Origin of the sequence: Mesorhizobium sp. M0998, assembly GCF_040318885.1 — a bacterium.
Taxonomy (GTDB): Bacteria; Pseudomonadota; Alphaproteobacteria; order Rhizobiales; family Rhizobiaceae; genus Mesorhizobium.
This window is the reverse complement of sequence record NZ_JAMYND010000020.1, coordinates 1-25396: the sequence shown is the minus strand read 5'-3', so window position 1 is coordinate 25396 and position 25396 is coordinate 1. Positions and strand designations below refer to the sequence as shown.

The 25396-nt window shown below is 61.7% G+C and carries 24 protein-coding genes; 10 read left to right on the top strand and 14 right to left on the bottom strand.

Features of this window, described 5'->3' with window-relative positions:
* The first annotated feature begins 86 nt into the window (after positions 1 to 86).
* From rpsT to NKH59_RS19575, 6 genes are all read left to right on the top strand, one after another.
* Positions 87 to 353, top strand: a complete 267-nt coding sequence (rpsT, locus tag NKH59_RS19600) for a 30S ribosomal protein S20 (protein ID WP_023676922.1) — start codon at positions 87 to 89, stop codon at positions 351 to 353.
* A 915-nt stretch (positions 354 to 1268) separates the two neighbouring features.
* Positions 1269 to 2741, top strand: coding sequence for a chromosomal replication initiator protein DnaA (dnaA, locus tag NKH59_RS19595; protein WP_023676921.1), 1473 nt, complete (start codon positions 1269 to 1271; stop codon positions 2739 to 2741).
* A gap of 199 nt (positions 2742 to 2940) precedes the next feature.
* Complete coding sequence (dnaN, locus tag NKH59_RS19590) at positions 2941 to 4059, top strand: DNA polymerase III subunit beta (protein ID WP_352613892.1); 1119 nt, start codon at positions 2941 to 2943, stop codon at positions 4057 to 4059.
* Positions 4060 to 4085: 26 nt separating this feature from the next.
* Complete coding sequence (gene recF, locus NKH59_RS19585; RefSeq protein WP_352470079.1) at positions 4086 to 5234, top strand: DNA replication/repair protein RecF; 1149 nt, start codon at positions 4086 to 4088, stop codon at positions 5232 to 5234.
* A 76-nt stretch (positions 5235 to 5310) separates the two neighbouring features.
* The gene (locus NKH59_RS19580) at positions 5311 to 6072 is read left to right on the top strand and encodes a molybdopterin-synthase adenylyltransferase MoeB (protein WP_352470078.1); all 762 of its coding nucleotides are present in this window, start codon (positions 5311 to 5313) and stop codon (positions 6070 to 6072) included.
* The gene (locus tag NKH59_RS19575; RefSeq protein WP_353022776.1) at positions 6069 to 6557 is read left to right on the top strand and encodes a GNAT family N-acetyltransferase; all 489 of its coding nucleotides are present in this window, start codon (positions 6069 to 6071) and stop codon (positions 6555 to 6557) included. The genes NKH59_RS19580 and NKH59_RS19575 overlap by 4 nt, the downstream gene beginning before the upstream one ends.
* Before the next feature lie 64 nt (positions 6558 to 6621).
* Here the strand turns inward: NKH59_RS19575 and NKH59_RS19570 are convergent, their stop codons facing one another.
* On the bottom strand, positions 6622 to 7623 hold the full coding sequence (locus tag NKH59_RS19570; RefSeq protein ID WP_352470076.1) for a 2-hydroxyacid dehydrogenase: 1002 nt from the start codon (positions 7621 to 7623) through the stop codon (positions 6622 to 6624).
* A 156-nt stretch (positions 7624 to 7779) separates the two neighbouring features.
* Here NKH59_RS19570 and NKH59_RS19565 point away from each other — a divergent pair, with 156 nt between their 5' ends.
* Positions 7780 to 8337: an SH3 domain-containing protein gene (locus NKH59_RS19565; RefSeq protein WP_352541270.1), complete on the top strand. Its 558-nt coding sequence runs from the start codon at positions 7780 to 7782 to the stop codon at positions 8335 to 8337.
* 80 nt (positions 8338 to 8417) lie between these two features.
* Here NKH59_RS19565 and NKH59_RS19560 read toward each other — a convergent pair whose 3' ends face one another.
* Both NKH59_RS19560 and irrA read right to left on the bottom strand, forming a co-directional pair.
* Positions 8418 to 8777: a DUF4260 domain-containing protein gene (locus tag NKH59_RS19560; protein WP_352770784.1), complete on the bottom strand. Its 360-nt coding sequence runs from the start codon at positions 8775 to 8777 to the stop codon at positions 8418 to 8420.
* A gap of 9 nt (positions 8778 to 8786) precedes the next feature.
* Positions 8787 to 9218 carry an iron response transcriptional regulator IrrA gene (irrA, locus tag NKH59_RS19555; RefSeq protein ID WP_352969655.1) on the bottom strand — a complete coding sequence of 144 codons (432 nt, stop codon included), beginning with the start codon at positions 9216 to 9218 and terminating at the stop codon, positions 8787 to 8789.
* Between the two features lie 239 nt (positions 9219 to 9457).
* On the opposite strand from irrA, the gene fabA reads away from it, so the two are divergent.
* From fabA to fabI, 3 genes are all read left to right on the top strand, one after another.
* The gene (gene fabA / locus NKH59_RS19550; RefSeq protein ID WP_352470073.1) at positions 9458 to 9976 is read left to right on the top strand and encodes a 3-hydroxyacyl-[acyl-carrier-protein] dehydratase FabA; all 519 of its coding nucleotides are present in this window, start codon (positions 9458 to 9460) and stop codon (positions 9974 to 9976) included.
* A gap of 122 nt (positions 9977 to 10098) precedes the next feature.
* Positions 10099 to 11319, top strand: a complete 1221-nt coding sequence (fabB, locus tag NKH59_RS19545; protein ID WP_023676911.1) for a beta-ketoacyl-ACP synthase I — start codon at positions 10099 to 10101, stop codon at positions 11317 to 11319.
* Between the two features lie 13 nt (positions 11320 to 11332).
* Positions 11333 to 12145: an enoyl-ACP reductase FabI gene (gene fabI, locus NKH59_RS19540; RefSeq protein ID WP_352613887.1), complete on the top strand. Its 813-nt coding sequence runs from the start codon at positions 11333 to 11335 to the stop codon at positions 12143 to 12145.
* 36 nt (positions 12146 to 12181) lie between these two features.
* On the opposite strand, the gene NKH59_RS19535 is transcribed toward fabI, so the two are convergent.
* The 11 genes from NKH59_RS19535 to rimP form a co-directional block, all read right to left on the bottom strand.
* The gene (locus NKH59_RS19535) at positions 12182 to 13195 is read right to left on the bottom strand and encodes a class I SAM-dependent methyltransferase (protein WP_352767033.1); all 1014 of its coding nucleotides are present in this window, start codon (positions 13193 to 13195) and stop codon (positions 12182 to 12184) included.
* Positions 13196 to 13284: 89 nt separating this feature from the next.
* The gene (gene pnp / locus NKH59_RS19530) at positions 13285 to 15432 is read right to left on the bottom strand and encodes a polyribonucleotide nucleotidyltransferase (protein ID WP_023676908.1); all 2148 of its coding nucleotides are present in this window, start codon (positions 15430 to 15432) and stop codon (positions 13285 to 13287) included.
* A 402-nt stretch (positions 15433 to 15834) separates the two neighbouring features.
* Entirely contained in the window at positions 15835 to 16146 is a 312-nt protein-coding gene (gene rpsO / locus NKH59_RS19525; protein ID WP_280940423.1) for a 30S ribosomal protein S15, read from the bottom strand.
* A 140-nt stretch (positions 16147 to 16286) separates the two neighbouring features.
* Positions 16287 to 17381 carry a magnesium/cobalt transporter CorA gene (gene corA / locus NKH59_RS19520; protein WP_352613885.1) on the bottom strand — a complete coding sequence of 365 codons (1095 nt, stop codon included), beginning with the start codon at positions 17379 to 17381 and terminating at the stop codon, positions 16287 to 16289.
* Positions 17382 to 17527: 146 nt separating this feature from the next.
* The gene (gene truB / locus NKH59_RS19515) at positions 17528 to 18481 is read right to left on the bottom strand and encodes a tRNA pseudouridine(55) synthase TruB (protein ID WP_353022774.1); all 954 of its coding nucleotides are present in this window, start codon (positions 18479 to 18481) and stop codon (positions 17528 to 17530) included.
* Positions 18481 to 18906, bottom strand: a complete 426-nt coding sequence (gene rbfA / locus NKH59_RS19510) for a 30S ribosome-binding factor RbfA (protein WP_352541264.1) — start codon at positions 18904 to 18906, stop codon at positions 18481 to 18483. Before rbfA ends, truB begins: the two co-directional genes overlap by 1 nt.
* Before the next feature lie 256 nt (positions 18907 to 19162).
* Positions 19163 to 19582 (bottom strand): hypothetical protein, encoded by a 420-nt coding sequence (locus NKH59_RS19505; RefSeq protein WP_353022773.1) that lies wholly within the window; start codon positions 19580 to 19582, stop codon positions 19163 to 19165.
* Between the two features lie 16 nt (positions 19583 to 19598).
* On the bottom strand, positions 19599 to 22166 hold the full coding sequence (gene infB, locus NKH59_RS19500; protein WP_353022771.1) for a translation initiation factor IF-2: 2568 nt from the start codon (positions 22164 to 22166) through the stop codon (positions 19599 to 19601).
* On the bottom strand, positions 22163 to 22813 hold the full coding sequence (locus tag NKH59_RS19495) for an RNA-binding protein (protein ID WP_352455116.1): 651 nt from the start codon (positions 22811 to 22813) through the stop codon (positions 22163 to 22165). The genes infB and NKH59_RS19495 overlap by 4 nt, the downstream gene beginning before the upstream one ends.
* A gap of 38 nt (positions 22814 to 22851) precedes the next feature.
* Positions 22852 to 24447, bottom strand: coding sequence for a transcription termination factor NusA (gene nusA / locus NKH59_RS19490; RefSeq protein WP_352681242.1), 1596 nt, complete (start codon positions 24445 to 24447; stop codon positions 22852 to 22854).
* A 47-nt stretch (positions 24448 to 24494) separates the two neighbouring features.
* Positions 24495 to 25127, bottom strand: a complete 633-nt coding sequence (gene rimP, locus NKH59_RS19485; protein WP_023676900.1) for a ribosome maturation factor RimP — start codon at positions 25125 to 25127, stop codon at positions 24495 to 24497.
* Positions 25128 to 25396 lie beyond the last annotated feature (269 nt).

Genomic DNA, 25396 nt, shown 5'->3' with positions numbered 1-25396 from the left:
CAACCGAGGCGGCCCTGTGGCTGCCCGTTTGTTTTTTGCGCCCTGCGGTATCCCGCAAGCGCCCACCAGATCAGAAGAGAGGCACCATGGCCAATACCTCCTCGGCCAAAAAGGCAACGCGCAAGATCGCCCGTCGCGCAGCGATCAACAAGAACCGCCGCTCCCGCGTCCGGACCTACATCCGCCAGGTCGAAGAGGCGCTCGCGGCCGGCGATAAGGCGGCCGCACAGGCTGCCTTCAAGGTGGCCGAGCCGGAATTGATGCGCGCCGCGACCAAGGGCGTGGTGCACAAGAACACGGCATCGCGCAAGGTGTCGCGGCTGGCCCAACGGGTCAAGGTGCTGTCGGCCTAATATATCTTTTCCTGAACTGCGCTTCTTCAAACCCGGCCAATCGCGCCGGGTTTTTTTCGTTTGCCGGCAAGTACTTAAAAGAAAGCCCGCAAAATGGCGCTCCGCGTGCATTTCAAAATTCGAAATGCTTTGCCGGCGTATACATACCCGCTGATATTCGCAGCCTTCGAAACCGTCAATGCGAAAATTTCCGAGCGTCACAGATTACTGTTTTTTTTCAGAGGCTTACCGATGGTGATCCACAGCTTGTTCACATCGGCTGTGGCCGATAGGCGGCAATTGGCTGTCAAGTGAATTATTTCAGAAAATTTCGCGTTGTGTGGCCTTTTTCACATTCGCCGGAAAAGGGTTTGAATCACAATGGCTTTGTCAAAATCAACTGTTGCGGCATGGCGTTCGAAACGTCCCTTGCTAGTCAGATTCCTTAAAAATCCGTTAGGGGTGGCCTTGCCCTATCCACAGCGATTTCGGTAATGTCTGTCCATCGAAGGGACGGGCCCTTGGCCCTTGACCAGCCTGAAACCGGCCAGCTCAAATTGGCAGAGTTTACACCGCGGATTCAACTCCGCGGACGGGGTTGGTTTGTCTTTTCGATACGGTAGGGGACTGGCGTAATTGTACATGGCAGGTCGACGGTGCGCCGGCGGTTTTTCGCCGGACGGCATTTTGTTGCCCTGACATGACCAAAGCGGATCGGCTCTTCGGCGCCGGACCGACAACGAGGCGATTCATCAGCCGGCGGCGGCGATGGTGTCGCCGCGAAGACACGGTCGCCGGAAACATGGATGCAGGAGGCGCATCCCCGGCGGAAAACAGGTACAAGAGACAAGGAACTCGATCATGCAGAGCGGCGGCATCGAAAGGGAGCTTACAGGCGACCTCCCATTTCCTGGAACGTTAATCGGAAGGAACGACATGGCGGCTTCCAATGAAGCTGAACAGAAGTTCGATCGGGTCAAGGCCCAGTTGAAGGCGCGTCTGGGAACCGAGGTCTATTCGAGCTGGTTCGGGCGCATGAAGGTCGCTGAATCCTCTAAGGGCATTGTCCGCATCTCAGTGCCAACCGCATTCCTGCGTTCATGGATCAACGGCCACTATCTCGATCTCATCACCGAGTTGTGGAAGCACGAGGATCCGGAGATCCTCAAGATCGAGATCGTGGTTCGCACCGCCACACGGCAGGGCCGCAACAGCGTCGAGCCAGAAGTGGCCCCGGCGCGCAAGATGACCAGACAGACGCAAACCGCGCTCTCTGCGGGCACGGCGAGCCCCAGCAGGGTCGAACGGGTCCCGGTACCCCGCCCGGGGATGCCCGCAGAAACCGAGTTCCGGCACAATGTTCTCGGTTCGCCACTCGATCCACGCTATACTTTCACCTCCTTCATCGAAGGACCATCGAACCGAGTGGCTTTTGCCGCCGCCAAGGCGGTCGCGGAATCGCAGTCGAGCGCGGTGCGTTTTAATCCGCTCTTTCTTCACGCGACGGTCGGGCTGGGCAAAACGCACCTGTTGCAGGCGATCGCCGCAGAATCGCTGAAGCAGAACCCGAAATCGCGGGTCGTCTATCTGACGGCTGAGTATTTCATGTGGCGGTTCGCCACCGCGATCCGCGACAACAACGCACTGACGCTGAAAGAACAGCTGCGCGACATCGACCTCCTCATCATCGACGACATGCAGTTCCTGCAGGGCAAGTCGATCCAGCACGAATTCTGCCATTTGATCAACATGCTGCTCGACAGCGCCAAGCAAGTGGTGGTCGCTGCCGACCGGCCGCCGTCGGAATTGGAGTCGCTGGAGCCACGCGTCCGCTCGCGCCTCAACGGCGGCGTCGCGCTGGAAATGTCAGCCCCGGATTTCGCCATGCGTATCGGTATGCTCAAGCTCAGGCTTGCCACCGCCAAGCTCGACGATGCGTCGCTCGATATTTCCGAAGAGATCCTCAACCACGTCGCCCGCACGGTGACCGGCAGCGGACGCGAGCTCGAAGGTGCCTTCAACCAGCTTTTGTTTCGCCAATCCTTCGAACCGCAGATCACCATCGACCGCATCGACGAGATCCTTGGTCACATCTATCGTTCGGGCGAACCCAAGCGGGTGCGTATCGAGGACATCCAGCGCATCGTCGCGCGCCACTACAACGTGTCGAAGACCGAACTTCTGTCCAACCGGCGCACACGCACCATCGTCAAGCCACGGCAGGTCGCCATGTATCTGTCGAAGGTGATGACGCCGCGCTCGCTGCCGGAGATCGGGCGGCGGTTCGGCGGTCGTGACCATACGACCGTGCTGCATGCGGTGCGCAAGATCGAGGATCTTTCCGGTGCCGACAACACACTGGCGCAGGAACTCGAATTGCTGAGAAGGCTGATCAACGACCAGGCCTGACGGCCCGAAAAACGCCGGCTCGCGGACTCCGGCCTTTTTATCCCCGGAAAGCCCGTGCAGCCGGTCCGAACCGGTGGCGCGGGCTTGCGTTTGCCGGGTTTTTCCTGTCAGTTTACGCAGATTCTGAGCCTGTTCAGACCTTTCGCGGGGCGCCGCTTGCCGGAGACCCGTTCATTCATTCAAGCGAGCCTGTTTTGTCATGCGTGTTATCCTGGAACGGTCAAATCTCCTGAAGTCGCTCAACCATGTTCACCGCGTGGTCGAGCGGCGCAATACCATTCCGATCCTGTCGAACGTGCTGCTCAGCGCCGAGGGGGCCAGCCTTGAAATGAAGGCGACCGACCTCGACCTGGAGGTGACCGAAGCAACGCCGGCAAAGGTCGAACGTGGCGGGGCGACGACGGTCCCGGCACATCTGCTCTACGACATCGTGCGCAAGCTTGCCGACGGCGCGGAGGTGGCGCTGAAGACCGACGAAGACGGCAACGCCATGACGGTGACGTCGGGGCGCTCGAGCTTCCGCCTGCAATGCCTGCCGCAGTCCGACTTTCCCGAGCTTTCAGCCGGGTCGTTCTCGCATATTTTCCGGCTCGATTCCTTCGGACTAAAGGGCCTCATCGAAAAGACCCAGTTCGCCATCTCGACCGAGGAGACGCGCTATTATCTGAACGGCATTTATCTGCACACGCACGAGGCCGGCGGCAAGCTGAAGCTGCGCTCTGTCGCGACCGACGGCCACCGGCTGGCGCGCGCCGAGATCGATGCGCCGGCAGGCTCTGAGGGCATGCCCGGCGTCATAATCCCGCGAAAGACGGTCAGCGAGCTGCAAAAGCTGGTCGACGATCCCGATGTTGCAGTCACCACCGAATTGTCCGACACCAAGATCCGTTTCACCATCGGCAGCGTTATCTTGACCTCCAAGCTGATCGACGGCACTTTCCCGGATTACCAGCGCGTCATTCCGACCGGCAACGACAAGAAGCTGATTATCGATCGCCAGAGTTTCGCCGCTGCCGTCGATCGCGTTTCGACCATTTCGTCCGAACGCGGCCGGGCGGTGAAGCTTTCGATCGCCGAAGGGCAGGTCACGCTTGCGGTCAACAACCCGGATTCGGGCAGTGCCACCGAGGAACTGGCGGCCGACTATTCGTCCGATCCGATTGAAATCGGCTTCAACGCCAAATACCTGCTCGACGTTGCCGCGCAACTGACCGGCACGGAGGCGAAGTTCATGCTGGCGGATGCCGGTTCCCCGACACTGATCCACGATATGGCCGACGAGACCGCGCTCTACGTGCTGATGCCGATGCGGGTGTAGGGCCCGAACGGGGCCATCTTGCTGTCGTGACCAGATCTGCAAAACCGCAGCAGACGTACATAAGTAAGCTCATACTTACGAATTTCCGCAACTATGCGGCGTTGGCAATCGACCTTGATCCCGGCGCTGTCGTTTTCTCCGGCGACAATGGCGCCGGCAAGACCAATCTGCTTGAAGCGATCTCGCTGCTCACGCCGGGCCGCGGCCTGCGCCGCGCACCCTATTCCGAGGTGGCGCGCGAAGGCGGCGACGGTGGCTTTGCGCTGCATGCCCGGCTTGACGGGCCGGAAGGCCAGGTCGAGATCGGTACCGGAATATCGGGCAGCGACGGCGAAGCCGGCCGGCGGGTGCGGATCAACGGCGCGACGGCACGCTCAGCCGAAGACATGCTGGAATGGCTGCGCGTGGTCTGGCTGACACCGGCCATGGACGGCCTGTTCCCCGGGCCGGCTGCCGACCGCCGGCGCTTCCTAGACCGGCTGGTGCTGGCGATCGATCCTGGCCACGGCCAGCGCGCGCTTGACTACGAAAAGGCAATGCGCGGCCGCAACAGACTGCTCGCCGACGGTTCACGCGACGGTGCCTGGTTCGATGCGATCGAGATGCAAATGGCCGAGACCGGCGTGGCGATTGCCGCGGCGCGTGCCGAACTGGTGCGCCTGCTCGCCGCCATGATCGACCGGCTGCCCGGCGACGGACCGTTTCCGCAAGCCGACATCGGCATCTCTGGCGAACTGGAAGGCGAACTCGGTATTTTGCCGGCCGTCGACGTAGAGGAACGGTTCCGTCGTGCGCTTGCCCAGGGGCGCGACCGCGACCGCACCGCCGGACGCACGCTCGACGGCCCGCACCGTTCCGACCTCGTGGTGCGCCACCGGCCCAAGGCGATGCCGGCCGAGCTCTGTTCGACCGGCGAGCAGAAGGCGCTGCTGGTCGGCATTGTCTTGTCGCATGCGCGGCTAACCGGTGAGATGTCGGGCATGACACCGATCCTGCTGCTCGACGAGATCGCCGCCCATCTCGACGGCGGTCGACGGGCGGCCTTGTTCTCGATCCTGGAGGAACTAAACTGCCAGGCCTTCATGACCGGGACCGATGCCGCGTTGTTTGACAGCCTCAAGGGACGCGCGCAATTCCTGACCGTCGATCACGGCACGGTCAGGCCGACCATTTGAACTTGGTTCATGGCGCACTTCTGAGCGGCATGCATTGATACCTGACAAGCTTTTTCCTCCGCTATATGGTCCGGCGATGATCACAGCCGCCCTCACCGATGAAGAGCTCGAACGCTACGCCCGCCACATCGTGCTGCCCGAGATCGGCGGCGCCGGCCAGCAGCGGCTGAAGCGGGCGCGGGTGCTCGTCATTGGCGCCGGCGGATTGGGAGCGCCTGTGCTCGAATATCTCGCCGCCGCAGGGATTGGCACTCTCGGTATCGTCGACGACGACATCGTTTCGCTTTCCAACCTGCAACGACAAGTGATCCACGGCACGGACATGGTCGGCATGGCAAAAACCGACAGTGCCAGAGCGGCGATCATCCGCATCAATCCAAACGTCGTCGTGGAAGAGCACAATTTCAGGCTGACCGTCGACAACGCCCCTACCCTCATTGCCCGTTATGACATCGTCGTTGACGGCTCCGACAATTTCGAGACACGCTACGCGGTGGCCGACGCCTGCGCCGCGGAAAGCCGGCCGCTCGTGCATGCCGCCGTTGGCCGCTTCGACGGCTCGGTCACCGTACTGAAGCCATTCGAAACCGGCCCGGACGGCAAGTTGAACCCAAGCTACCGCGATCTCTTTCCCGAGGCGCCGCCGCCGGGACTTGTGCCATCCTGCGCGGTGGCCGGCATTGTCGGCGCGCTGACCGGGGTCATCGGCACGCTGCAAGCCATGGAAGCGATCAAGCTGATCACCGGGATTGGCGAGCCGCTGGTCGGACGACTGCTGCTCTACGATGCGCTGGCGGCACGCTTCGACACGATCCGCTACAAGCGAACCAGCCCGTGAGCCTGCCTGCCGACGTTTCCATCGTGCAGCTTGCGGCCGATTTCGACCGTTGGGACGAGGTGCTGGCGCTGGTCATGCGCGCCTTCGCCTTTATGGACGAGGTTATTGACCCGCCGTCCTCGGCGCATCGGCTCACCGTTGAAAATCTCAGGGCTAGAGCGCTGGAGGAGACAGCATTCCTGGCGCTGAAGGAAAACGAGATCGTCGGTTGCGTCTTCATCCTGAAGCGCGCAGACGAGCTCTATGTTGGAAAGCTCGCGGTCGAGCCGGTTCTTCAGGGACAAGGCATTGGAAAACAGCTGATGCAGGCCGTCGAAGATCTTGCCCGCAGCCACAACAGGACCGCCATCGAGCTCCAGACGCGGGTCGAGCTGACCGGAAATCACGCAGCCTTTGCCCGCCTCGGTTTTCGTGAAACCGAACGGACAGCGCACAAGGGCTACGACCGGCCGACCTCAGTCACCATGCGCAAGGCATATTCGTAAGCCAAAGCTATCCAACGACGAACGCGCGGTTGCCGCGGCAAGACCGTGCCGGCGTGACGGCAGGTCACGCCCTCAACGGCAGCACGCGGTCGGGCGGGCGATGACCATCGAAGAAGGCGCGGATATTGATGATCACCTTCTCGCCCATGTCGATACGGCCTTCGAGCGTCGCCGAGCCCATATGCGGCAACAGCACGACCTTGCCTTTGTGGGCAAGTTTCAGCAGCTTGCTGTTCAGCGCCGGCTCGTGCTCGTAGACGTCGAGGCCGGCGCCGGCGATCTTGCCGTCATGGATGAGCTTGACCAGCGATTCCTCATCGATGATATCGCCGCGCGCGGTGTTGACTATGTAAGCTGACGGTTGCAGAAGCGCCAGCCGCCGCGCCGAAAGCAGGTGGAAGGTTGCCGGTGTCGATGGACAATTGACCGAGATAATGTCCATGCGGGCGAGCATCTGGTCAAGGCTTTCCCAATACGTGGCTTCCAACTCGTCCTCGATTGCCGGCAGTACGCGGTGGCGGTTGTGGTAGTGGATCGAGAGGCCAAACGCCTTGGCACGCCTGGCGACGGCGGTGCCGATGCGACCCATGCCGACAATGCCGAGCCGTTTGCCCCAAATGCGCCGGCCGAGCATCCAGGTCGGCGACCAGCCCGCCCATTTCTTATCGCCGGTCAGCACGTTGGCGCCTTCGGCCAGCCGCCGCGGTACGGCCAGCATCAGCGCCATGGTCATGTCGGCCGTATCTTCGGTCAGCACGTTCGGCGTGTTGGTCACGGTGATGCCTTTCTTGGCCGCTGCCGCAACGTCGATCTTGTCTACCCCATTGCCGAAATTGGCGATCAGCTTGAGGTTGTCGCCGGCCTGGGCAATCAGCGCCGCGTCGATATTATCGGTGACGGTCGGCACCAGCACGTCGGCCTCCTTGACCGCAGCCACCAGTTCCGGCTGCGTCATCGGCCTGTCCTCCACATTCAAGCGGGCGTCGAACAACTCGCGCATGCGGGTCTCGACCGGGTCGGGCAATTTGCGCGTGATGACGACGAGGGGCTTCTTTTTGCCTGCCATTGTTTTCCTCGAACCCGATCTCGTTGAGACCTCTTTAACCAAGAACGGCGAAACTGAGTGCCGATCGCGGTACCGGTCATTCATGTAACAAGCGGTTCCGCCGAAGACAAAGAAAAAGGGGCGAAGGCCGATGGGCCGGCGCCGAAAGGAACGAAAGTGTCTGGTTTCGCGTCGCTCCGCCTGACCCTCAGTGCAGCATTCCTCGGCGCTCTCATCCATAGCCCACTGGTGATGGCGCAAAGTGCCGCCGCACCCGCCCAGAGCATCACGCTCGGACCAAGCGGCTTGCCACTGCCGCGCTTCGTCAGCCTGAAATCCGGCCGCGTCAACTCGCGCGTTGGGCCGGGCGTCAATTATTCCGTCGACTGGATGTATATGAAGCCCGGCCTGCCGATGGAGATCATCCAGGAGTTCGATACGTGGCGCCGTGTGCGTGATGCCGACGGCTCGGAAGGCTGGATCAATCAGTCGCTGCTTTCGGGCCGTCGCACGGCGATCGTCGCCCCCTGGCAGCGCGGCAAGGACGCTCGCGTCAACCTCCTTGACGACCCGGCAAAAGACGCAGGCGTCATCGCGATCCTCGAACCGGGGGTGATGGGCACGATCAAGTCCTGCGATGGCCAGTGGTGCGAAATGACCTTCGACGGCCATACCGGCTGGCTCGCGCAGTCGCTGGTCTGGGGTGCCTATCCCGGCGAAAAGGTCAAGAACTGACTTTCCGAACCGCAGGTCGGGCCAGCGCTGCAAGCACCGGATCCGGCATTTGTTTCGCTGGTCTTCGGTTCGGGGATGGTTTAGCGGCCGATGCGGCCGAGATGGGTATCCTGGAAACTGCTTGACAGCTTCAAACCATAGCCCAGAGCGCGGTCGATGGCGATGTGGGCGATCCAGATCAGCGCGACAGCTACCGCCATTGCATTGTCAAAGACGCTGCCGACAAGCGCCAGCAGAACGGGGAAGATCAGTATGTGCAAGGCGTTGTAGGCGACGGCCCCGACGCGCGGCCCGGCGATGTAACCCAGCATCGACAGGTCGGGCGCCAGAATGAGCACGGCAAACAGCCACCAGGAAACACCGGCGATTGCATAGAAGATAAGAGCCGCCACCGCGACGGCGACCCATTCGAGCCGGAGCGTCAAATCCAGGAATTTCATAAGTGCCGGTCAGTCGCAGCGTTTCGGACGCAGTCTCACCACGATATCGACATTGGCGATCTCCATGCCCTCCGGCGGCTCCGGCAGGTTGGAAACCGTCACCGGGCCGCTGTCAATATCGAAGATCCTGTTTTCGCCCTCGATATAGAAATGATGGTGATCGGAGGTGTTGGTGTCGAAATAAGTCTTCGCCCCCTCGACGGCAAGGATGCGCAGAAGACCGGCCTGGGTAAACTGGTGCAGAGCATTGTAGACGGTGGCCAGAGACACCGGCACGCCGGCGGCAAGCGCCTCCTCGTGCAGTTCCTCGGCCGAAAGATGGCGGTCGCCCTTGGCGAAAAGCAGATCGGCCAGCGCGATGCGCTGGCGTGTCGGCCTCAGACCGGCCTCACGAACCCGCTTGTCCACAGCGACATTATCCTTCCGGCAACCCAGATCCATCTATCCGTCGCGCTCACAGTTCCGCCTCAGACGGTCCAAAATGGCAGAAATTGAGCATCTGCCGAAACTGGACGTGTCCTGACATATATTCTGTCGACCGAATGCGATCAATAGCGCGCATTGACCCGGGCAGACGGGCAGGTTAAGCGCAAACGCCGGTTTCCGGCCTGAAACAGATTGTGTTAGGAAACCACCGACAAGGGCGCCTTTCGCCCGGGACGATCACGGGGACGAGATTGATGGCGGATCCGAAATCCAGCTACGGTTACGAGGAATTGCTTGCCTGCGCCCGCGGCGAGCTGTTCGGACCGGGAAATGCGCAGCTGCCCTATCCGCCGATGCTGATGTTCGACCGCATCACCGAGATCAGCGAGACCGGCGGTGCGTTCGACAAGGGTTTCATCCGCGCGGAATTCGACATCAAGCCGGATTTGTGGTTTTTCGCCTGCCATTTCATCGGTAATCCGATCATGCCGGGATGCCTGGGCCTGGACGCCATGTGGCAGTTGACGGGGTTCTATCTCGGATGGCTCGGTGAACCCGGCAAGGGGATGGCGCTGTCGACCGGTGAGGTGAGGTTCAAAGGCATGGTCACGCCTTCGGTCAAGAAGGTGGAGTATGGCGTCGACTTCAAGCGCGTGATGCGCGGTCGGCTTGTGCTGGGCATCGCCGATGGCTGGCTGAAGGCAGATGGCGAGCCCATATACGCGGCAACGGATCTGAAGGTCGGTCTGTCCAAGCAATCGGCCGCCGTCTGAACGAAGACCCTACAGTACGACGTCTTGGACGTCTGATGAACGCTGTAGCACTTTAATTTTGCGCATGGTTCCATTCCGGAAATTGATTTCAGGTTCGGGGTCGGCGCTGGAAGGAGTTGCGAATGAGACGGGTCGTAGTCACAGGTCTCGGCATCGTGTCGTCGATAGGCAACAATGCCAACGAGGTGCAGACCTCGCTGCACGATGCCAGATCCGGCATCAGCTTCTCCGACTCTTTCGCCGAGCATGGCTTCCGTTGCCGGGTGTGGGGTGCGCCGACGCTGGACCCATCGGGCATGATCGACCGTCGCGCCATGCGCTTCCTGTCGCAGGGTGCTGCCTGGAACCATGTCGCAATGGACCAGGCGATCGCAGACGCCGGCCTCGACGAGGCCGACATCACCAATGAGCGCACCGGTATCGTGATGGGCTCCGGCGGACCGTCGACCCGTGCAATCGTCGAGGCGGCCGAGACCACGATCAAAAACGGCAGCCCCAAGCGGATCGGGCCGTTCGCGGTGCCAAAAGCGATGTCGTCGACCGCGTCGGCGACGCTTGCCACCTGGTTCAAGATCCACGGCGTCAACTATTCGATCTCATCGGCCTGCTCGACGTCTGCGCATTGCATCGGCAATGGCTACGAGCTGATTCAGTGGGGCAAGCAGGACATCGTCTTCGCCGGCGGCCATGAGGATCTCGACTGGACGATGTCGGATCTCTTCGATGCCATGGGCGCCATGTCGTCCAAGTTCAACGACAGGGCGTCGGTCGCCTCACGCGCCTACGACGTCGATCGCGACGGTTTCGTCATTGCCGGCGGCGCCGGCGTGCTGATTCTTGAAGAGCTCGAGCATGCCAAGGCACGCGGCGCCAAGATCTATGCCGAGATCGTCGGCTATGGCGCGACATCGGACGGCTACGACATGGTGGCGCCGTCGGGCGAAGGCGCGGCGCGCTGCATGAAGCAGGCGCTCGCAACGGTGTCCTCGCCGGTCGACTACATCAATACGCACGGCACCTCGACGCCGGTCGGCGACTCCAAGGAAATGGGCGCCATCCGCGAGGTGTTCGGCGAGAAGATGCCTTTCATCACGTCGACCAAATCGTTAACCGGCCATTCTCTGGGCGCCGCCGGCGTGCAGGAATCGATCTACTCGATCCTGATGATGCAAGGCGGCTTCATCGGCGAGAGCGCCCACATTGAGAACCTCGATCCGGAATTCGAGGGCATGCCGATCGTGCGCAAGCGCATCGACGATGCAAGGATCGACACCGTTTTGTCCAATTCGTTCGGTTTCGGTGGCACCAACGCAACGCTGATTTTCCAGCGCTATTCCGCATAAGGATTTGCCGATCATGGACGGATTGATGAAGGGCAAGCGCGGGCTTGTCATGGGTGTTGCCAACGATCATTCGATCGCCTGGGGTATCGCCCGCAAACTGTCCGAACATGGCGCGGACCTCGCCTTCACCTATCAGGGCGAGGCCTTCGGGCGCCGGGTCAAGCCGCTCGCCGAGAAATTGGGCGCATCCCTGGTGGTGCCTTGCGACGTCGAGGACAGCGTGTCGGTCGCCGCGACTTTCGAGACTTTGGGGAAGGCGTGGGGCGGGCTGGATTTCGTCGTCCATGCCATCGGCTTTTCCGACAAGAACGAGCTGAAAGGCCTCTACGCCGACACGAGCCGCGACAACTTCATCCGCACCATGGTGATCTCCTGCTACTCCTTCACCGAGATCGCCCGTCACGCCGCCACATTGATGAAGGATAGCGGTTCGATGGTCACGCTGACCTATGCCGGTTCGGTCCGTGTCATGCCGAACTACAACGTTATGGGTGTCGCCAAGGCGGGGCTGGAGGCCAGCGTCCGCTATCTCGCCAACGACTACGGCCCGCGCGGCATCAGGGTGAACGGCATATCGGCGGGACCGGTACGGACGCTTGCGGGCGCCGGGATTTCCGACGCACGCCACATGTTCTCCTACCAGCAGCGCAACTCGCCGCTACGCCGTACAGTGACGATCGATGAAGTCGGCGGCTCCGCGCTCTATTTGCTGTCCGACCTGTCCTCCGGCGTCACCGGCGAAATCCATTATGTCGATTCCGGCTATCACATCGTTTCCATGCCGACGCTTGACGAATTGAAGCAGACCGACGGCGGGCGGGAATAGCGCGAGCGACGTATCGCCGGCTTGCCCCGCAGGATTTCAGCGTCGCGCCGATAAGACCTTGAACATGCCGTCGCGGGCGAGCTCCGCATGGCTGGAGAAGGCGGCCGCCAGCACCGGTTCGTAGGGAAGCTGGCGGTTTGCCACCATGAACAGCCGGCCGCCGGGCTTCAGCGCCTTGCCTGCCGCGCGGATCATGCCGGCACCGATTTCCGGCTCAGTCGCCCGGCTGCGGTGAAAGGGCGGGTTCATGACGACCACGTCGTAGCGGCGCTCGACCGGTTCGCTCAACAGATCTATCCAGAAGAAACGTGGCTCCACGCCTGTGTTGCCGACATTGGCCTTGGCCGCCTCCAGCGCCTCGAAATCCGCTTCGTAAAGGTCAAGCGCCGATATGCCGGGTGAGCGGGCGGCGACTTCGGCGGCGACATAGCCCCAACCGGCACAGAAGTCCGCAACGCTGCCACGCAGATCGTTGGGCAGATTTTCGACTAGCAGCTTCGATCCGGCATCGATCTTGTCGAAGGAAAACATGCCTGGGGCCGTGCGGAAGCGGTCCTCGACCACCAAGTCCGGATTGGCGGCGCGAAGCGTTGCCGCGGCAACGGTATCGGCCGGCCGGCGAAACCAGAAGGCAATGCCGTGATGCTTCGGCAGGTGGCCTTCGAGCGGCACAAGGGCGCCGACATGCTTGCGCAGGCTGGCGATTCCATCGTCCTTGCTGCCGGCGACGACGATCAACCCGCCTGGTGCTGCGCGTTCGACCGCTTCGGCAACGCGCAACTCGTTTTGGCCGCGATGGCGGCCAGCGAGCACAAATGCCGCGTCGAAAGCCTCGCCTTCGACCTGCGGCGTGACCGCGAAGCCGGACGCCTGCAAGGCGCGAAAGTGCGGCCTGAAGCCTTGGACAAGATGAAGCTTGGCATCAAAACTTTCGGGCAAGCGAAAGCCGGGCTCGGCACCGAGAAAGAGTATGCGTTCATCCTTTCGTGGCAGGGAGACAGCACCGGCCTCGAACGGATGGAAAAGCGTTTTCAGCGGCTCGGCGGACATTCACCACTCTTGAACTGCAAGGCTGTTGTTGAAACGCAAACGGGCGCGACCTTCCGGCGCGCCCGCTTCGATTGCATAGTTAGATCAGCTTAGGCGGCGTTTTCTTCGCCTTCGCTCTTCTTGTCGCGAACGATTTCCTTGCCGGTGGCCTGGTCGACGACCTTCATCGACAGGCGGACCTTGCCGCGCTCGTCGAAGCCCATCAGCTTGACCCAGACCTTGTCGCCTTCCTTGACCACATCGGAGGTCTTGGCGACGCGGTCATTGGCGAGTTGCGAGATGTGGACGAGGCCGTCACGCGGACCGAAGAAATTGACGAAAGCGCCGAAGTCGGCGGTCTTGACGACCGTGCCTTCGTAGATTTCACCGACTTCCGGCTCGGCGACGATGGTGTGTATCCACTTCTTCGCCGCCTCGATCTCCTTGGCATTGGCCGAGGCGATCTTGACGGTGCCGTCGTCCTCGATGTTGATCTTGGCGCCGGTCTTTTCGACGATCTCGCGGATGACCTTGCCGCCCGAGCCGATCACGTCGCGGATCTTGTCGGTCGGGATGTGCATGACCTCGATGCGCGGCGCGAACTCGCCGAGCTCGGCACGTGCGCCGGACAGCGCGTGGGCCATTTCGCCGAGAATGTACTGACGGCCATCCTTGGCCTGGTCGAGGGCGATCTTCATGATCTCTTCGGTGATGCCCTCGATCTTGATGTCCATCTGCAGCGAGGTGATGCCGTAGGCGGTGCCGGCAACCTTGAAGTCCATGTCGCCGAGGTGGTCCTCGTCGCCAAGGATGTCGGAGAGCACGGCGAAGCGCTCGCCTTCCTTGATCAGGCCCATCGCAATGCCGGCGACCGGCTTGGCAAGCGGCACGCCCGCGTCCATCAGAGCCAGCGAGGTGCCGCAGACGGTAGCCATCGACGACGAGCCGTTGGACTCGGTGATCTCCGAAACGACGCGCAACGTATAGGGGAACTGGTCGGCGGTCGGCAGCATCGGCCGGATGGCGCGCCAGGCGAGCTTGCCATGGCCGATTTCGCGGCGGCCCGGCGAACCCATGCGGCCGGTTTCACCGACCGAATAGGGAGGGAAGTTGTAGTGCAGGAGGAACTTCTCCTTGTACATGCCGGTCAACGAATCGACATACTGCTCGTCCTCGCCGGTGCCGAGCGTGGCGACGACCAGCGCCTGGGTCTCGCCGCGAGTGAACAGCGCCGAGCCGTGCGTGCGCGGCAGGACGCCGACTTCCGAGACGATCTTGCGGACCGTCTTCAGGTCGCGGCCGTCGATGCGCGAGCCGGTGTCGAGGATGTTCCAGCGCACGACCTTGGCCTGGAGCTCCTTGAACACGGTGCCGATCTGTTCGGACGTGTATTTGGCCTCTTCGCCTTCTGCCGGCGCGAACGCGGCCTTGACCTTCGCCTTGACGGCGTCGACGGCGGCATAGCGCTTCTGCTTGTCGGTGATCTTGTAGGCGTCGCGAAGCTCGCCTTCGACGATCTTGAGCATCTCGGCTTCAAGTGCGGAATAGTCCGGCGCGTTGAAGTCGCGCGGGTCCTTTGCCGCGACTTCAGCCAGCTTGATGATCGCGTCGATCACCGGCTGGAAGCCCCTGTGGCCGAACATGACGGCGCCGAGCATAAGGTCCTCGCCGAGTTCCTTGGCTTCGGACTCGACCATCAGCACGGCGTCGGCGGTGCCGGCGACGACTAGGTCGAGCTTCGATTCCTGCATCTCGTCGACATGCGGGTTGAGCACGTATTCGCCGTTGATGTAGCCGACGCGGGCGCCGCCAACCGGACCCATGAACGGCACGCCGGACAAGGTCAGGGCGGCGGAGGTGGCGACGATCGACAGGATGTCCGGGTCATTTTCGAGATCGTGCTGGACGACGGTGACGACGATCTGGGTGTCGTTCTTGTAGCCTTCGGCGAAGAGCGGCCGGATCGGGCGGTCGATCAGGCGGGAAACCAGCGTTTCCTTCTCGCTCGGACGGCCTTCACGCTTGAAATAGCCACCCGGGATCTTGCCGGCGGCGTAAGTCTTCTCCTGGTAGTTGACCGTCAGCGGGAAGAAATCGAGGCCGGGTTTCGGCTCTTTCATCGAGACGACGGTGGCGAGAACCTTGGTTTCGCCGTAGGTGGCCAGCACCGCGCCATCAGCCTGACGTGCGATCTTGCCGGTTTCGAGAATGAGCGGACGGCCGCCCCATTCGATTTCCACTTTGTGGTAATTGAACATGTCTTGTCCTTCGTATGCGGAAAGGGCCGCGCCGTTTCAGCGTGCGCGGATGCCCCTTTCCCTTGGCTTCCTTTCTCGGGCAGCCACGGGCAAGACAACGGGAAGCTCGGCTATTCAGCGCATTTGCCGCACGAGCGTCCTGCAATCCTGCCCCATGACCGTCCATGGGCGGTTTCGAGCGGCCCTCTGCTGTTTCGAAACCGGGTTGGCCAATCGATCCGAGTGGCCTTGCGCGTGAACCCGAAAACCAGGTTTTCGGAAAATATCCTGCGCAAATCTAAACTTCAGAGCGTCCGCATCCAAACCGATGCGCGGCGCTCTACTTCCTTCATGGAGCCTTGGATGACCCGATGCTCCAATGCGCGACCGGCGGGCTCTCGAAAGAACCCGCCGGTCAATTCGTCAACGGCGCAGACCGAGCTTCTCGATCAGCGTCTGATAGCGCGCGTCGTCCTTGCGCTTGAGATAATCAAGCAGGCTGCGGCGCTGGGAAACGAGAGCGAGCAGACCACGGCGGGAATGGTTATCCTTCTTGTGGTCCTTGAAATGATCGGTCAGGTTCTTGATGCGCTCGGAAAGGATGGCCACCTGGACTTCCGGAGACCCGGTATCGCCCTTGGCGGTTGCGAATTCGCCCATCAATTCCTTCTTGCGTTCGGCAGTAATCGACATCGTGTTTTTCCTTGTCTGTTTGAGGAAACGGGACGCCCTCAGCCGGGATGTCGTCCAGCAGGGGCCGGTGCAAGCAACGCGTCAAAGCGCGAAGCTGCGGCGCATATAGTGCAATTCCGACAAAAAGGCCAGCCTAATTCACAAGCCGGCTTTTTGCTGCATAAACGGGCACTTCCGCCTAGTCAGAGCCATTTCTTCCATTTGAAGTACGCAAAGAGCCCGACCGCAACAAGCGCCATGAAGGCGAGCGACAGCGGATAGCCGTAATAGGCCTTCAGCTCCGGCATGTTCCAGGGCGAGGTGTCGGGGTCGAAATTCATGCCCCATACGCCGACGAGAAAGGTAAGCGGCATGAAGATCACCGAGACGATCGTCAGATAGCTGATGACGTCGTTGGTGCGCGCCTGGCTGAGCGACAAGTGCATCTCGATCAGGCCGGTCAGCATGTCGCGCTGGGTTTCGACCAGTTCGATCAATCGCAGCGAATGATCGAGCGTGTCGTTCAGAAATATCTTGGTTTCGGCCTTCACATAAGAGACGTCGTTGCGGATCATGGTCGCCAGCGCGTCGCGCATCGGCCAAAGCACGCCCTTCAGCACATTGGCATCGCGCCGCAATTCGTGAAGCTGCCGCATCTGATGCTTGTGCGCCTGGTTCAGCATTTGGTCCTCAATGCTGTCGACCAATTCGCCGGCAGCCTCGATCGGCGGGAAATAGCTGTCGACGATGGCGTCGATCAAAGCATAGGCGAGATAGTCGGCGCCGCGCGAGCGCAAGCGGTTGGGCACCGAGCTTGCGATCCGCTTGCGCACGGGATCGAACGGGTCGCCTTCGCGCTCCTGGAAGGTGACGACGAAGTTCCTGCCGAAGAAGACGGCGATCTGTTCGTAGCGGTGCGCGGTGACATCGTCGATCATCCTGACGACAACAAAGGCATGGTCCTCGAAGAAATCCACCTTCGGCCGCTGGCCGGTGTTGACGACATCTTCCAGCGCCAACGGATGCAGGTTGAAGATCCGGCCGATCTCCTCGATCAGCTGGATGTTGGCGAGGCCTGTGCAATCGAGCCAGATAACCGGCCAATTGTGGCAATGGGTGTTGACGTCGTCGATGCTGGCATTGTCGATGGTCTTGAACTTTTCGGGCGAGATCAATGTCAGCCTGAGCTCGGAACGGCGTGCCGCCGGGTCGGCGATCAGCGTGCCCGGCGAAGCCCCGACCGGCGGCCTCCGTGTTTTGAGCGCCGCTCGTTTGTTGACCGTGTCAGCCTTTGCCATGTGCCCCCTCGAGTGCAGCGTCGAACGGCACTACAGCGCAGCGCATCCTTTCGGACGGCAAACGACGCCGTAGGCCTGTTGATTTAGCGCATGATCCTTTCCCAAAATAGAATCCGGTTTGGAGATCATGCGCCGGGCGACAGCTGTTACCCGACAAAGACCCGCTTTGGCTTGAACATGCCTTGCTCGATGGCGCCGATGGCGACCAGCTTGCCGCGCGCGGTGGCGCAGGCCTCCTCAGCTTCAACCGGCGCGTCACGGCCGCGAATGATGACCGGATTGCCGAGGCGGATTTTGGTTGCCGCATCGTCGCTGATCGCAACCTGCGGCAAGCATTCGAGCGCCGCGGCGGTGTCGACCAGAAGTGCATCGATGGTACCGAAGTCGATCGGTGCGTCTGCTGCTTGCGGCTCGCCCTGCTCGCCGAAGCGGGCGGCTTCCAGCTCGGCCAGGGTAACGAAATCTTCATGCGTGAACGGCTCGACCTCGACCCGCCGCAGCTCGGCGATGTGACCGAAGCAGCCAAGGTCGCGGCCCATGTCGCGCGCCAGCGAGCGGACATAGGTGCCCTTGCCGCATTCGACCTCGAAGATGGTGCGATCGGCCATGTGCTCGACCAGATCGAGCCGGCCGATCTCGACCTCGCGTGCCGGAATGTCGATCGTCTCGCCATCGCGGGCAAGGTCGTAGGCGCGCTCGCCGGCGATCTTGATCGCCGAGAATTGCGGCGGTGTCTGCATGATCACGCCGGTATATTTCGAAAGCAGCGCCAGCACTTCGGATTCCGCCGGAAGGCGGTCCGAGCTTTTGGTCGCCGGGCCTTCGAGGTCGTCGGTCGAACGCTCCTCGCCCCAGGCAACCGTGAAGCGGTAGACCTTGGCGCCGTCCTGGACGTATGGCACGGTCTTGGTCGCTTCGCCGAGCGCGATCGGCAGCATGCCGGACGCCAGCGGGTCGAGCGTGCCGGCATGGCCGGCCTTTTCCGCCTGGAACAGCCATTTGATCTTGGCGACGGCTTCAGTCGAGCCCATGCCGACCGGCTTGTCCAGTACCAGCCAGCCCGAGATCGGCCGGCCCTTCTTCTTGCCGCGACGCGCCACTATTCGCTGTCCTTCCGGTCGTCTTTGTCTTTGTCGTCGGCGCTGAGATCGCGCGCCACTTCGGGCGAGTGCAGCAATTCGTTGATCTTCTGGAAATTGTCGTAGCTGGTGTCGAGCCGGAAGCGGAATTCCGGCATGTACTTCATCTGCCGCAGCGCGCCGGAGACACGGCCGCGGACGAACTTCGCATGCTTGTTGAGCGCTTCGACCACCACGCCGGCATCCTTGGCGCCGAGCGGCGAGACGAAGGCGGTGGCGATCTTGAGATCGGGCGACATGCGCACTTCCGAGACCGACACCACGGCATTCTCGATCAACGGATCGAGGATCTCGCCACGTTGCAAGGTTTCCGACAGGGCATGGCGCACCTGCTCGCCGACGCGAAGCATACGCTGGGATGGGCCAGCCGATGGTGGTCTTGGCATGAAAATTCTTCCTTCGCGCGGGTTCGAACCGCCTCAAACCGCTGACTTAACGCCGTTGGGCAGGTTTGGCTACCCTGGGCAACTGACCTTAATAGGTCTTCGTTCTACGACCGAGCCTGAGTTGCCCAGATTTTTATTTTCTCGAGCGCATCGGCGGGAACGACATCCCTTGGGATAAAAACGAAACGGGTACCGTTATCTATGAGGAAAAACAGGTAGTCGTTGCTCAGTTGCACCCGTTCTATCCTTCGATTCTTTATCGAGTTCTCGTCCAAAAACTGTTAATATACCCATCGAAGATCTTTACCGGTTCGGTGATATTGCCAATTTTCTTATTATTTACTTTCCTTTTAAAGAAACCAAAAAAACTACGAGCTACTATAATATATATAGTCCCCATCGCAATTGGGGCGAGAACGTAAATTGTCTCACTGGAGACCACGCCCTTTGAAAGGTACTCCAGCAGAGCGACGGCCAACGCAGATGTCCAGATAATCAAAAGAACTGAGGCTATCAAAATCAGCCAAGCAAGACCTGTGAGAATCCAACGCCTGGATCGACCATACCGCAGGTCGGAAAACGAACGCGCAGCACGTTTAAGCTGCGTATCATTTGTTTGGAAGGTATATTCCCATAGAGGGAACATACCTTCCAGATTTGAAGCGTCCTGGCCCATATCGGTGCCAAGCGCTTTATAGTGTCCTGGTCACCATCTCGACGCGGAAGCACTCGATGACGTCACCGACGCGCATGTCCTCGTAGTTCTGGAAGGCCATGCCGCATTCCTGGCCGCCCGGAACTTCCGAAACCTCGTCCTTGAAGCGCTTCAGGGTCTTCAGCGTGCCTTCGTGGATGACGACGTTGTCGCGGATCAGGCGCACGCCCGCACCACGCTCGACCTTGCCTTCGGTGACACGGCAGCCGGCGATCTTGCCGACCTTGGTGATGTCGAAGATCTCGAGGATCTCGGCATTGCCGATGAAGGTCTCGCGACGCTCCGGCGAGAGCAGGCCGGAGAGCGCCGCTTTCACATCATCGACCAGATTGTAGATGATCGAATAGTAGCGGATCTCGATGCCTGCCGCAGCCGCGGCTGCGCGGGCCTGCGCATTGGCGCGAACGTTGAAGCCGATGATCGCAGCCCCCGAAGTTTCCGCCAGCGACACGTCGCTTTCGGTAATGCCGCCAGCCCCCGCATGGACGATGCGGGCGCGCACCTCGTCGGTGCCGAGATTGTCGAGCGCCGCGTTGATCGCCTCGATCGAGCCCTGCACGTCGCCCTTGATGACCAGCGGGAATTCCTTCAATCCGCTGGTCTGCAACTGCGACATCATCTGTTCAAGCGAGCCGCGCTGGCCGGCATGCCTGGCCACCGCCTTCTCACGCGCCAGACGCTGGCGATATTCGGTGATCTCGCGGGCGCGGGCTTCGTTGTTGACAACGGCGAAGCGGTCGCCGGCCAGCGGCGTACCTTGCAGACCGAGGACTTCCACCGGCATTGCCGGCGGCGCTTCCTTGACCTGCTCGCCGCGATCATTGACGAGCGCGCGTACCCGGCCCCATTCGTTGCCGGCGACGAGAATGTCGCCCGGCATCAACGTGCCGGTCTGCACCAGCACGGTAGCGACTGGGCCGCGGCCCTTGTCGAGCTGGGCTTCGATGACCACGCCTTCGGCGGTGCGGTCCGGATTGGCCTTCAGGTCGAGGATTTCGGCCTGCAGCAGGATCGCTTCGAGCAACTTGTCGAGATTGATGCCCTTGGTCGCCGACACCTCGACATCCAGCATCTCGCCGCCCATCGATTCGACGAACACCTCGTGGCGCAGCAGTTCCGAACGCACCTTCTGCGGGTCGGCGTCATGCTTGTCGATCTTGTTGATCGCCACAATGATCGGAACGCCGGCCGCCTTGGCATGATTGATCGATTCGATCGTCTGCGGCATGACGCTGTCGTCGGCTGCCACCACCAGGATGGCGATATCGGTCGCCTGGGCACCGCGGGCACGCATCGCCGTGAAGGCGGCGTGGCCGGGAGTGTCGATGAAGGTAATCTTGTGACCGTTCTTCTCGACCTGATAGGCCCCGATATGCTGGGTAATGCCGCCGGCCTCGCCGGAGACGACGTTGGCATTGCGGATGGCATCGAGCAACGAGGTCTTGCCGTGATCGACATGGCCCATGATCGTTACCACCGGCGGACGCGGCCGCAGGTCCTCGGGACGATCGGCGATGTTGAACAAGCCCTCTTCGATGTCTGACTCGGCGACGCGGCGGACCGTGTGGCCAAATTCTGTGGCGACGAGTTCGGCCGTGTCGGCGTCGATGACGTCACCAGGCTTCAGGATCTGGCCCTGCTTCATGAAGAACTTGACCACGTCGACAGCGCGCTCGGACATGCGCTGCGCCAGCTCCTGGATGGTGATGGTTTCGGGCAGGATCACTTCACGCATGACTTTCTCGCGTGGCTCGTTATGCAACGCGCGCTTGAATTTCTCCTGACGGCGGCGCATCGACGAGAGCGAGCGGGCGCGCGCATCCTCGTCGGAAAGCGCCGAATTCAGCGTCAGCTTGCCGCGGCGGCGGTCTTCCTCGCCCTTGGTCGGTTTGGCCGGACGCGCCACTTCCGGCGTGACCAGACGGCGCACTGGTGCGCCGGCACCGGTCCGCTTCGGTTTGACCTCTTCCTCGTCATCGACTGTTGCCAGTTCGGCGGCGAGCGGCGCACGGCGGCGCGCCTCTTCCTCGGCACGGCGGCGGGATTCGGCCTCGGCTTGCAGCCGTGCCTCTTCCTCGGCCTGACGGCGAGCCGATTCCTCGCGCTCGCGGCGACGGCGCTCTTCGTCCTCGCTGCGGCGCTTGGCTTCCTCGATGGCGCGCTGGCGATCCTCGACATCGCGGACCTTCGAGCCCTCGAGAGCCCGGCGGCGCGCTTCCATTTCCTGGCGCGACAACTCGTTCAGCACCATGCCGCCGCGTTCGACCGGCGGCGGAGGGGGAGGCGCCTTGGGAGCTTCCTGCACGGCAGGCGCTGCCGCGACCGGCTTCGGCGTGAAGACGGAAACAGGCGCTGCCGCCGGCTCCGGCTTGTCGCCGGGCAGCGAGAACTTGCGCTTCTTGGTCTCGACGACCACCGACTTGGTGCGGCCGTGCGAGAAGTTCTGGCGCACCGTGCCCTGTTCCATACCGGGGCGCTTCAGCGTCAAGGTCTTCTTCGGCGTAACACTCAGCGTCTTGTCGTCGCCCGATTTCGTATCGCTCATTCCATATCCTCTGCGGCATCATCTTCGTCAGCAACGGCCGCAAGCATTGCCAGATCGTCCGGGGAACCGCCCCGATATCGGTCGAGCGCAACCATGCGCTTCTGGACCGCCCTGCCCGCGTCTCCCGCGAGAACGGCAGCATGTATCACATTTGTACCCCCCAATGCCAAGCTCAACTCGGCCTCGGAGAAAAGTTTGTAAGCGCGGATCGCAGGCCCGCCAAGGTGGACGGTTGCCCGTCGCGCCTGGCTTATCTTGCGGACGCCATCGTCGGAAGCCTCGGTCGCGTGGAGCACGAAAAGTGCAAGTCCGCCGCGCACGGCGCTCTCGACCTTGGTCGCTCCGAGCGCTATGGCGCCCGCCTTGCGGGCCAGGCCAAGCATGCCCAGAGCGGACCTGGAAAGCAGCGCGTCGACCATGCCGCCAAGATCGGCCGGCACGCTCACCTGCGCCTTAAAAGCACGGGCAAACAGGTTTTTGGCCGCTGCCTTTTCTATATGTAGGCGGTCGGCCGTCACCCAGCAACCGCGGCCGGGCAGGTTTCTCTTGATGTCCGGAACGACGGCCGAATCCGGGCCGACGACGAAACGGATCAGTTCATCCGGTTCGGCTTGCCTGCGGGTGACGATGCAGGTGCGATCGTTCATCTCGTCCAAGGGCGGGTTCGGTGCGATGCGGTTTCACCTCACGCACCGACGGTTTCGTCAGCCGGCACGCCCTCGGCGGCAAGCTCGTCTTCGGTGATCCAGCCAGCCTTCAGGCGAGCGGCCAGGACCATCTGCTCGGCATCGGCGCGTGATACGCCGTGGTTGGCGAGCACACCCGGGAATACCTTCGTCTCGCCGTCCTTGCGTTCCTTCCAACCGGTCAGGTCGTCGGCGGCGTAGCCGGCGAAATCCTCGATCGTCTTCACGCCGTCCTCGCCGAGCGTCACCATCATGGCGGTGGTGATGCCGGGAATCTCGCGCAGCTCGTCCTTGACGCCGAGCGCCTTGCGCTTCTCGTCATGCTGGGCTTCGATCTTCTCCAGATATTCGCGGGCGCGGGTCTGGATTTCCGAAGCCGTGTCCTCGTCGAAGCCGTCGATCGACGCGATTTCGCCGGAGTCGACATACGCGACCTCTTCGACGCTGGTGAAGCCTTCGGAAGCGAGCACCTGGCCGACCATCTCGTCGACGTCGAGGGCTTCCATGAACAGCGACGACCGTTCGACGAATTCCTTCTGGCGGCGTTCGCTCTCTTCCTGCTCGGTCAGGATGTCGATATCCCAGCCGGTGAGCTGCGAGGCAAGACGGACGTTCTGGCCGCGGCGGCCGATGGCCAGCGACAGCTGATCGTCGGGAACGACGACCTCGATGCGCTCGGCATCCTCGTCGAGCACGACCTTGGCGACTTCCGCCGGCTGCAATGCATTGACAATGAAGGACGCCGCCGAAGGCGACCAAGGAATGATGTCGATCTTCTCGCCCTGCAATTCACCGACGACCGCCTGGACGCGGCTGCCGCGCATACCGACGCAGGCACCGACCGGATCGATGGAGCTGTCGCGCGAGATGACAGCGATCTTGGCGCGCGAACCCGGATCGCGGGCGACCGACTTGATCTCGATGATGCCGTCGTAGATTTCCGGCACTTCCATGGTGAACAGCTTCGCCATGAACTGCGGATGGGTGCGCGACAGGAATATCTGCGGGCCGCGCTGTTCGCGGCGCACGTCATAGACATAGGCACGGACGCGATCGCCATACTTGTAGTTTTCGCGCGGAATCAGCTCGTCGCGGCGGATGATCGCTTCGCCGCGGCCGAGATCGACGATGACGTTGCCGTATTCGACGCGCTTGACGGTACCGTTGACGATCTCGCCGATACGGTCCTTGTATTCGTCATATTGCCGGTCGCGCTCGGCCTCGCGCACCTTCTGCACGATGACCTGCTTGGCCGACTGGGCGGCGATGCGGCCAAAATCCATCGGCGGTAGCTGTTCGGCAATGAAATCGCCGAGCTGGGCGTCCGGATTGCGCTCGCGCGCCGAGGAAATGGCAATCTGCGTCGCGTAGTCATCGACCTTCTCGACCACTTCCATCAGCCGCTGCAGCTTCATCTCGCCGGTGTTGGCATTGATGTCGGCGCGGATATTGGTTTCCTGGCCGTAGCGCGAGCGCGCGGCCTTCTGGATCGCATCGGCCATGGCGGCGATGACGATCGACTTGTCGATCGACTTTTCACGCGCGACCGCATCGGCGATCTGCAGCAGTTCAAGCCTGTTGGCGCTTACAACCATCTTCTTTCTCCCGAGCTTGTTGCCGACCTTTACGGCCGACAGCCCAATCACATTTCCTGTTCGGTTTCGTCTTCCGCACCCTCTGGTGCGTCTTCGGGTTCGCCGCGGCGTTTCCTGGCTTCCTTGCGCGCCCGATTGTCCTTCGACAGCGCATCGCGGATAAGGTCGTCGGTCAGAATCAGCCGCGCTTCGGCAATCGCATCGTAGGGAACACGTACCGTCGGCTCCTCGCCGTAAGCGGCCTTGTCACGCTCGATCAGCACACCGTCCGCGTCGCTTTCGGCGATCTTGCCCTTGAAGCGCTTACGGTCGGCGACGAGAACCGACGTTTCCATCTTCACCAGATGGCCGGTCCAGGCTGCAAAGTCCGATTTGCGGACCAGCGGCCGGTCGATGCCCGGCGACGACACTTCGAGATGATAAGCCTTCTCGATCGGATCATCGACATCGAGCGCCGGCGATACCGCCCGGCTGACCTCTTCACAATCCTCGACCGTCATGGTGCCGTCCTCGCGCTCGGCCATGATCTGCAGCGTCAGCCCGTTCTGGCCCGACAGGTGCACACGTACCAAGCGGAAGCCAATGGCGCGCAGTACCGGCTGAACGATCAGCGCGATGCGCGCATCGATGCCGCTTTCGCGGATGATGCGGTCGTCGCCTTCGCTTGCCGTCACTGTCATTCGGTCCTGTCACTCGATTTCTGTCGGTCGGCAGGTAATAAAAAAGAGCGGGACCGGGTGGACCCACTCTTCGTCATACCGACCAAGAATTTGAAGCTGATATAGACGATCGTGGTCCTCGTTTCAAGCCCGTCCTGCATGACGGCAAGGCTCCGAGTCCGCAGCGCTGCTCCAAATGCATGGCTGTCCAACCCGGAGACATGGGTAACAGATTGTACTTAAGACATGGGTGACAACCTCGTGCCGAACGGGTTGTCGATGGTCTGCAA

What these genes read in the sequence shown, in the direction of transcription:
- corA (WP_352613885.1), bottom strand. Translation starts at nt 17,381, where the DNA reads ATGGCAAAGGCTGACACGGTCAACAAACGAGCGGCGCTCAAAACACGG.
- rpsT (WP_023676922.1), top strand. Translation starts at nt 87, where the DNA reads ATGGCCAATACCTCCTCGGCCAAAAAGGCAACGCGCAAGATCGCCCGT.
- NKH59_RS19580 (WP_352470078.1), top strand. Translation starts at nt 5,311, where the DNA reads ATGATCACAGCCGCCCTCACCGATGAAGAGCTCGAACGCTACGCCCGC.
- NKH59_RS19505 (WP_353022773.1), bottom strand. Translation starts at nt 19,582, where the DNA reads ATGGGCCAGGACGCTTCAAATCTGGAAGGTATGTTCCCTCTATGGGAA.
- dnaN (WP_352613892.1), top strand. Translation starts at nt 2,941, where the DNA reads ATGCGTGTTATCCTGGAACGGTCAAATCTCCTGAAGTCGCTCAACCAT.
- fabA (WP_352470073.1), top strand. Translation starts at nt 9,458, where the DNA reads ATGGCGGATCCGAAATCCAGCTACGGTTACGAGGAATTGCTTGCCTGC.
- NKH59_RS19535 (WP_352767033.1), bottom strand. Translation starts at nt 13,195, where the DNA reads ATGTCCGCCGAGCCGCTGAAAACGCTTTTCCATCCGTTCGAGGCCGGT.
- fabB (WP_023676911.1), top strand. Translation starts at nt 10,099, where the DNA reads ATGAGACGGGTCGTAGTCACAGGTCTCGGCATCGTGTCGTCGATAGGC.
- dnaA (WP_023676921.1), top strand. Translation starts at nt 1,269, where the DNA reads ATGGCGGCTTCCAATGAAGCTGAACAGAAGTTCGATCGGGTCAAGGCC.
- NKH59_RS19570 (WP_352470076.1), bottom strand. Translation starts at nt 7,623, where the DNA reads ATGGCAGGCAAAAAGAAGCCCCTCGTCGTCATCACGCGCAAATTGCCC.
- irrA (WP_352969655.1), bottom strand. Translation starts at nt 9,218, where the DNA reads ATGGATCTGGGTTGCCGGAAGGATAATGTCGCTGTGGACAAGCGGGTT.
- rbfA (WP_352541264.1), bottom strand. Translation starts at nt 18,906, where the DNA reads ATGCCAAGACCACCATCGGCTGGCCCATCCCAGCGTATGCTTCGCGTC.
- NKH59_RS19560 (WP_352770784.1), bottom strand. Translation starts at nt 8,777, where the DNA reads ATGAAATTCCTGGATTTGACGCTCCGGCTCGAATGGGTCGCCGTCGCG.
- pnp (WP_023676908.1), bottom strand. Translation starts at nt 15,432, where the DNA reads ATGTTCAATTACCACAAAGTGGAAATCGAATGGGGCGGCCGTCCGCTC.
- nusA (WP_352681242.1), bottom strand. Translation starts at nt 24,447, where the DNA reads ATGGTTGTAAGCGCCAACAGGCTTGAACTGCTGCAGATCGCCGATGCG.
- NKH59_RS19495 (WP_352455116.1), bottom strand. Translation starts at nt 22,813, where the DNA reads ATGAACGATCGCACCTGCATCGTCACCCGCAGGCAAGCCGAACCGGAT.
- infB (WP_353022771.1), bottom strand. Translation starts at nt 22,166, where the DNA reads ATGAGCGATACGAAATCGGGCGACGACAAGACGCTGAGTGTTACGCCG.
- fabI (WP_352613887.1), top strand. Translation starts at nt 11,333, where the DNA reads ATGGACGGATTGATGAAGGGCAAGCGCGGGCTTGTCATGGGTGTTGCC.
- rimP (WP_023676900.1), bottom strand. Translation starts at nt 25,127, where the DNA reads ATGACAGTGACGGCAAGCGAAGGCGACGACCGCATCATCCGCGAAAGC.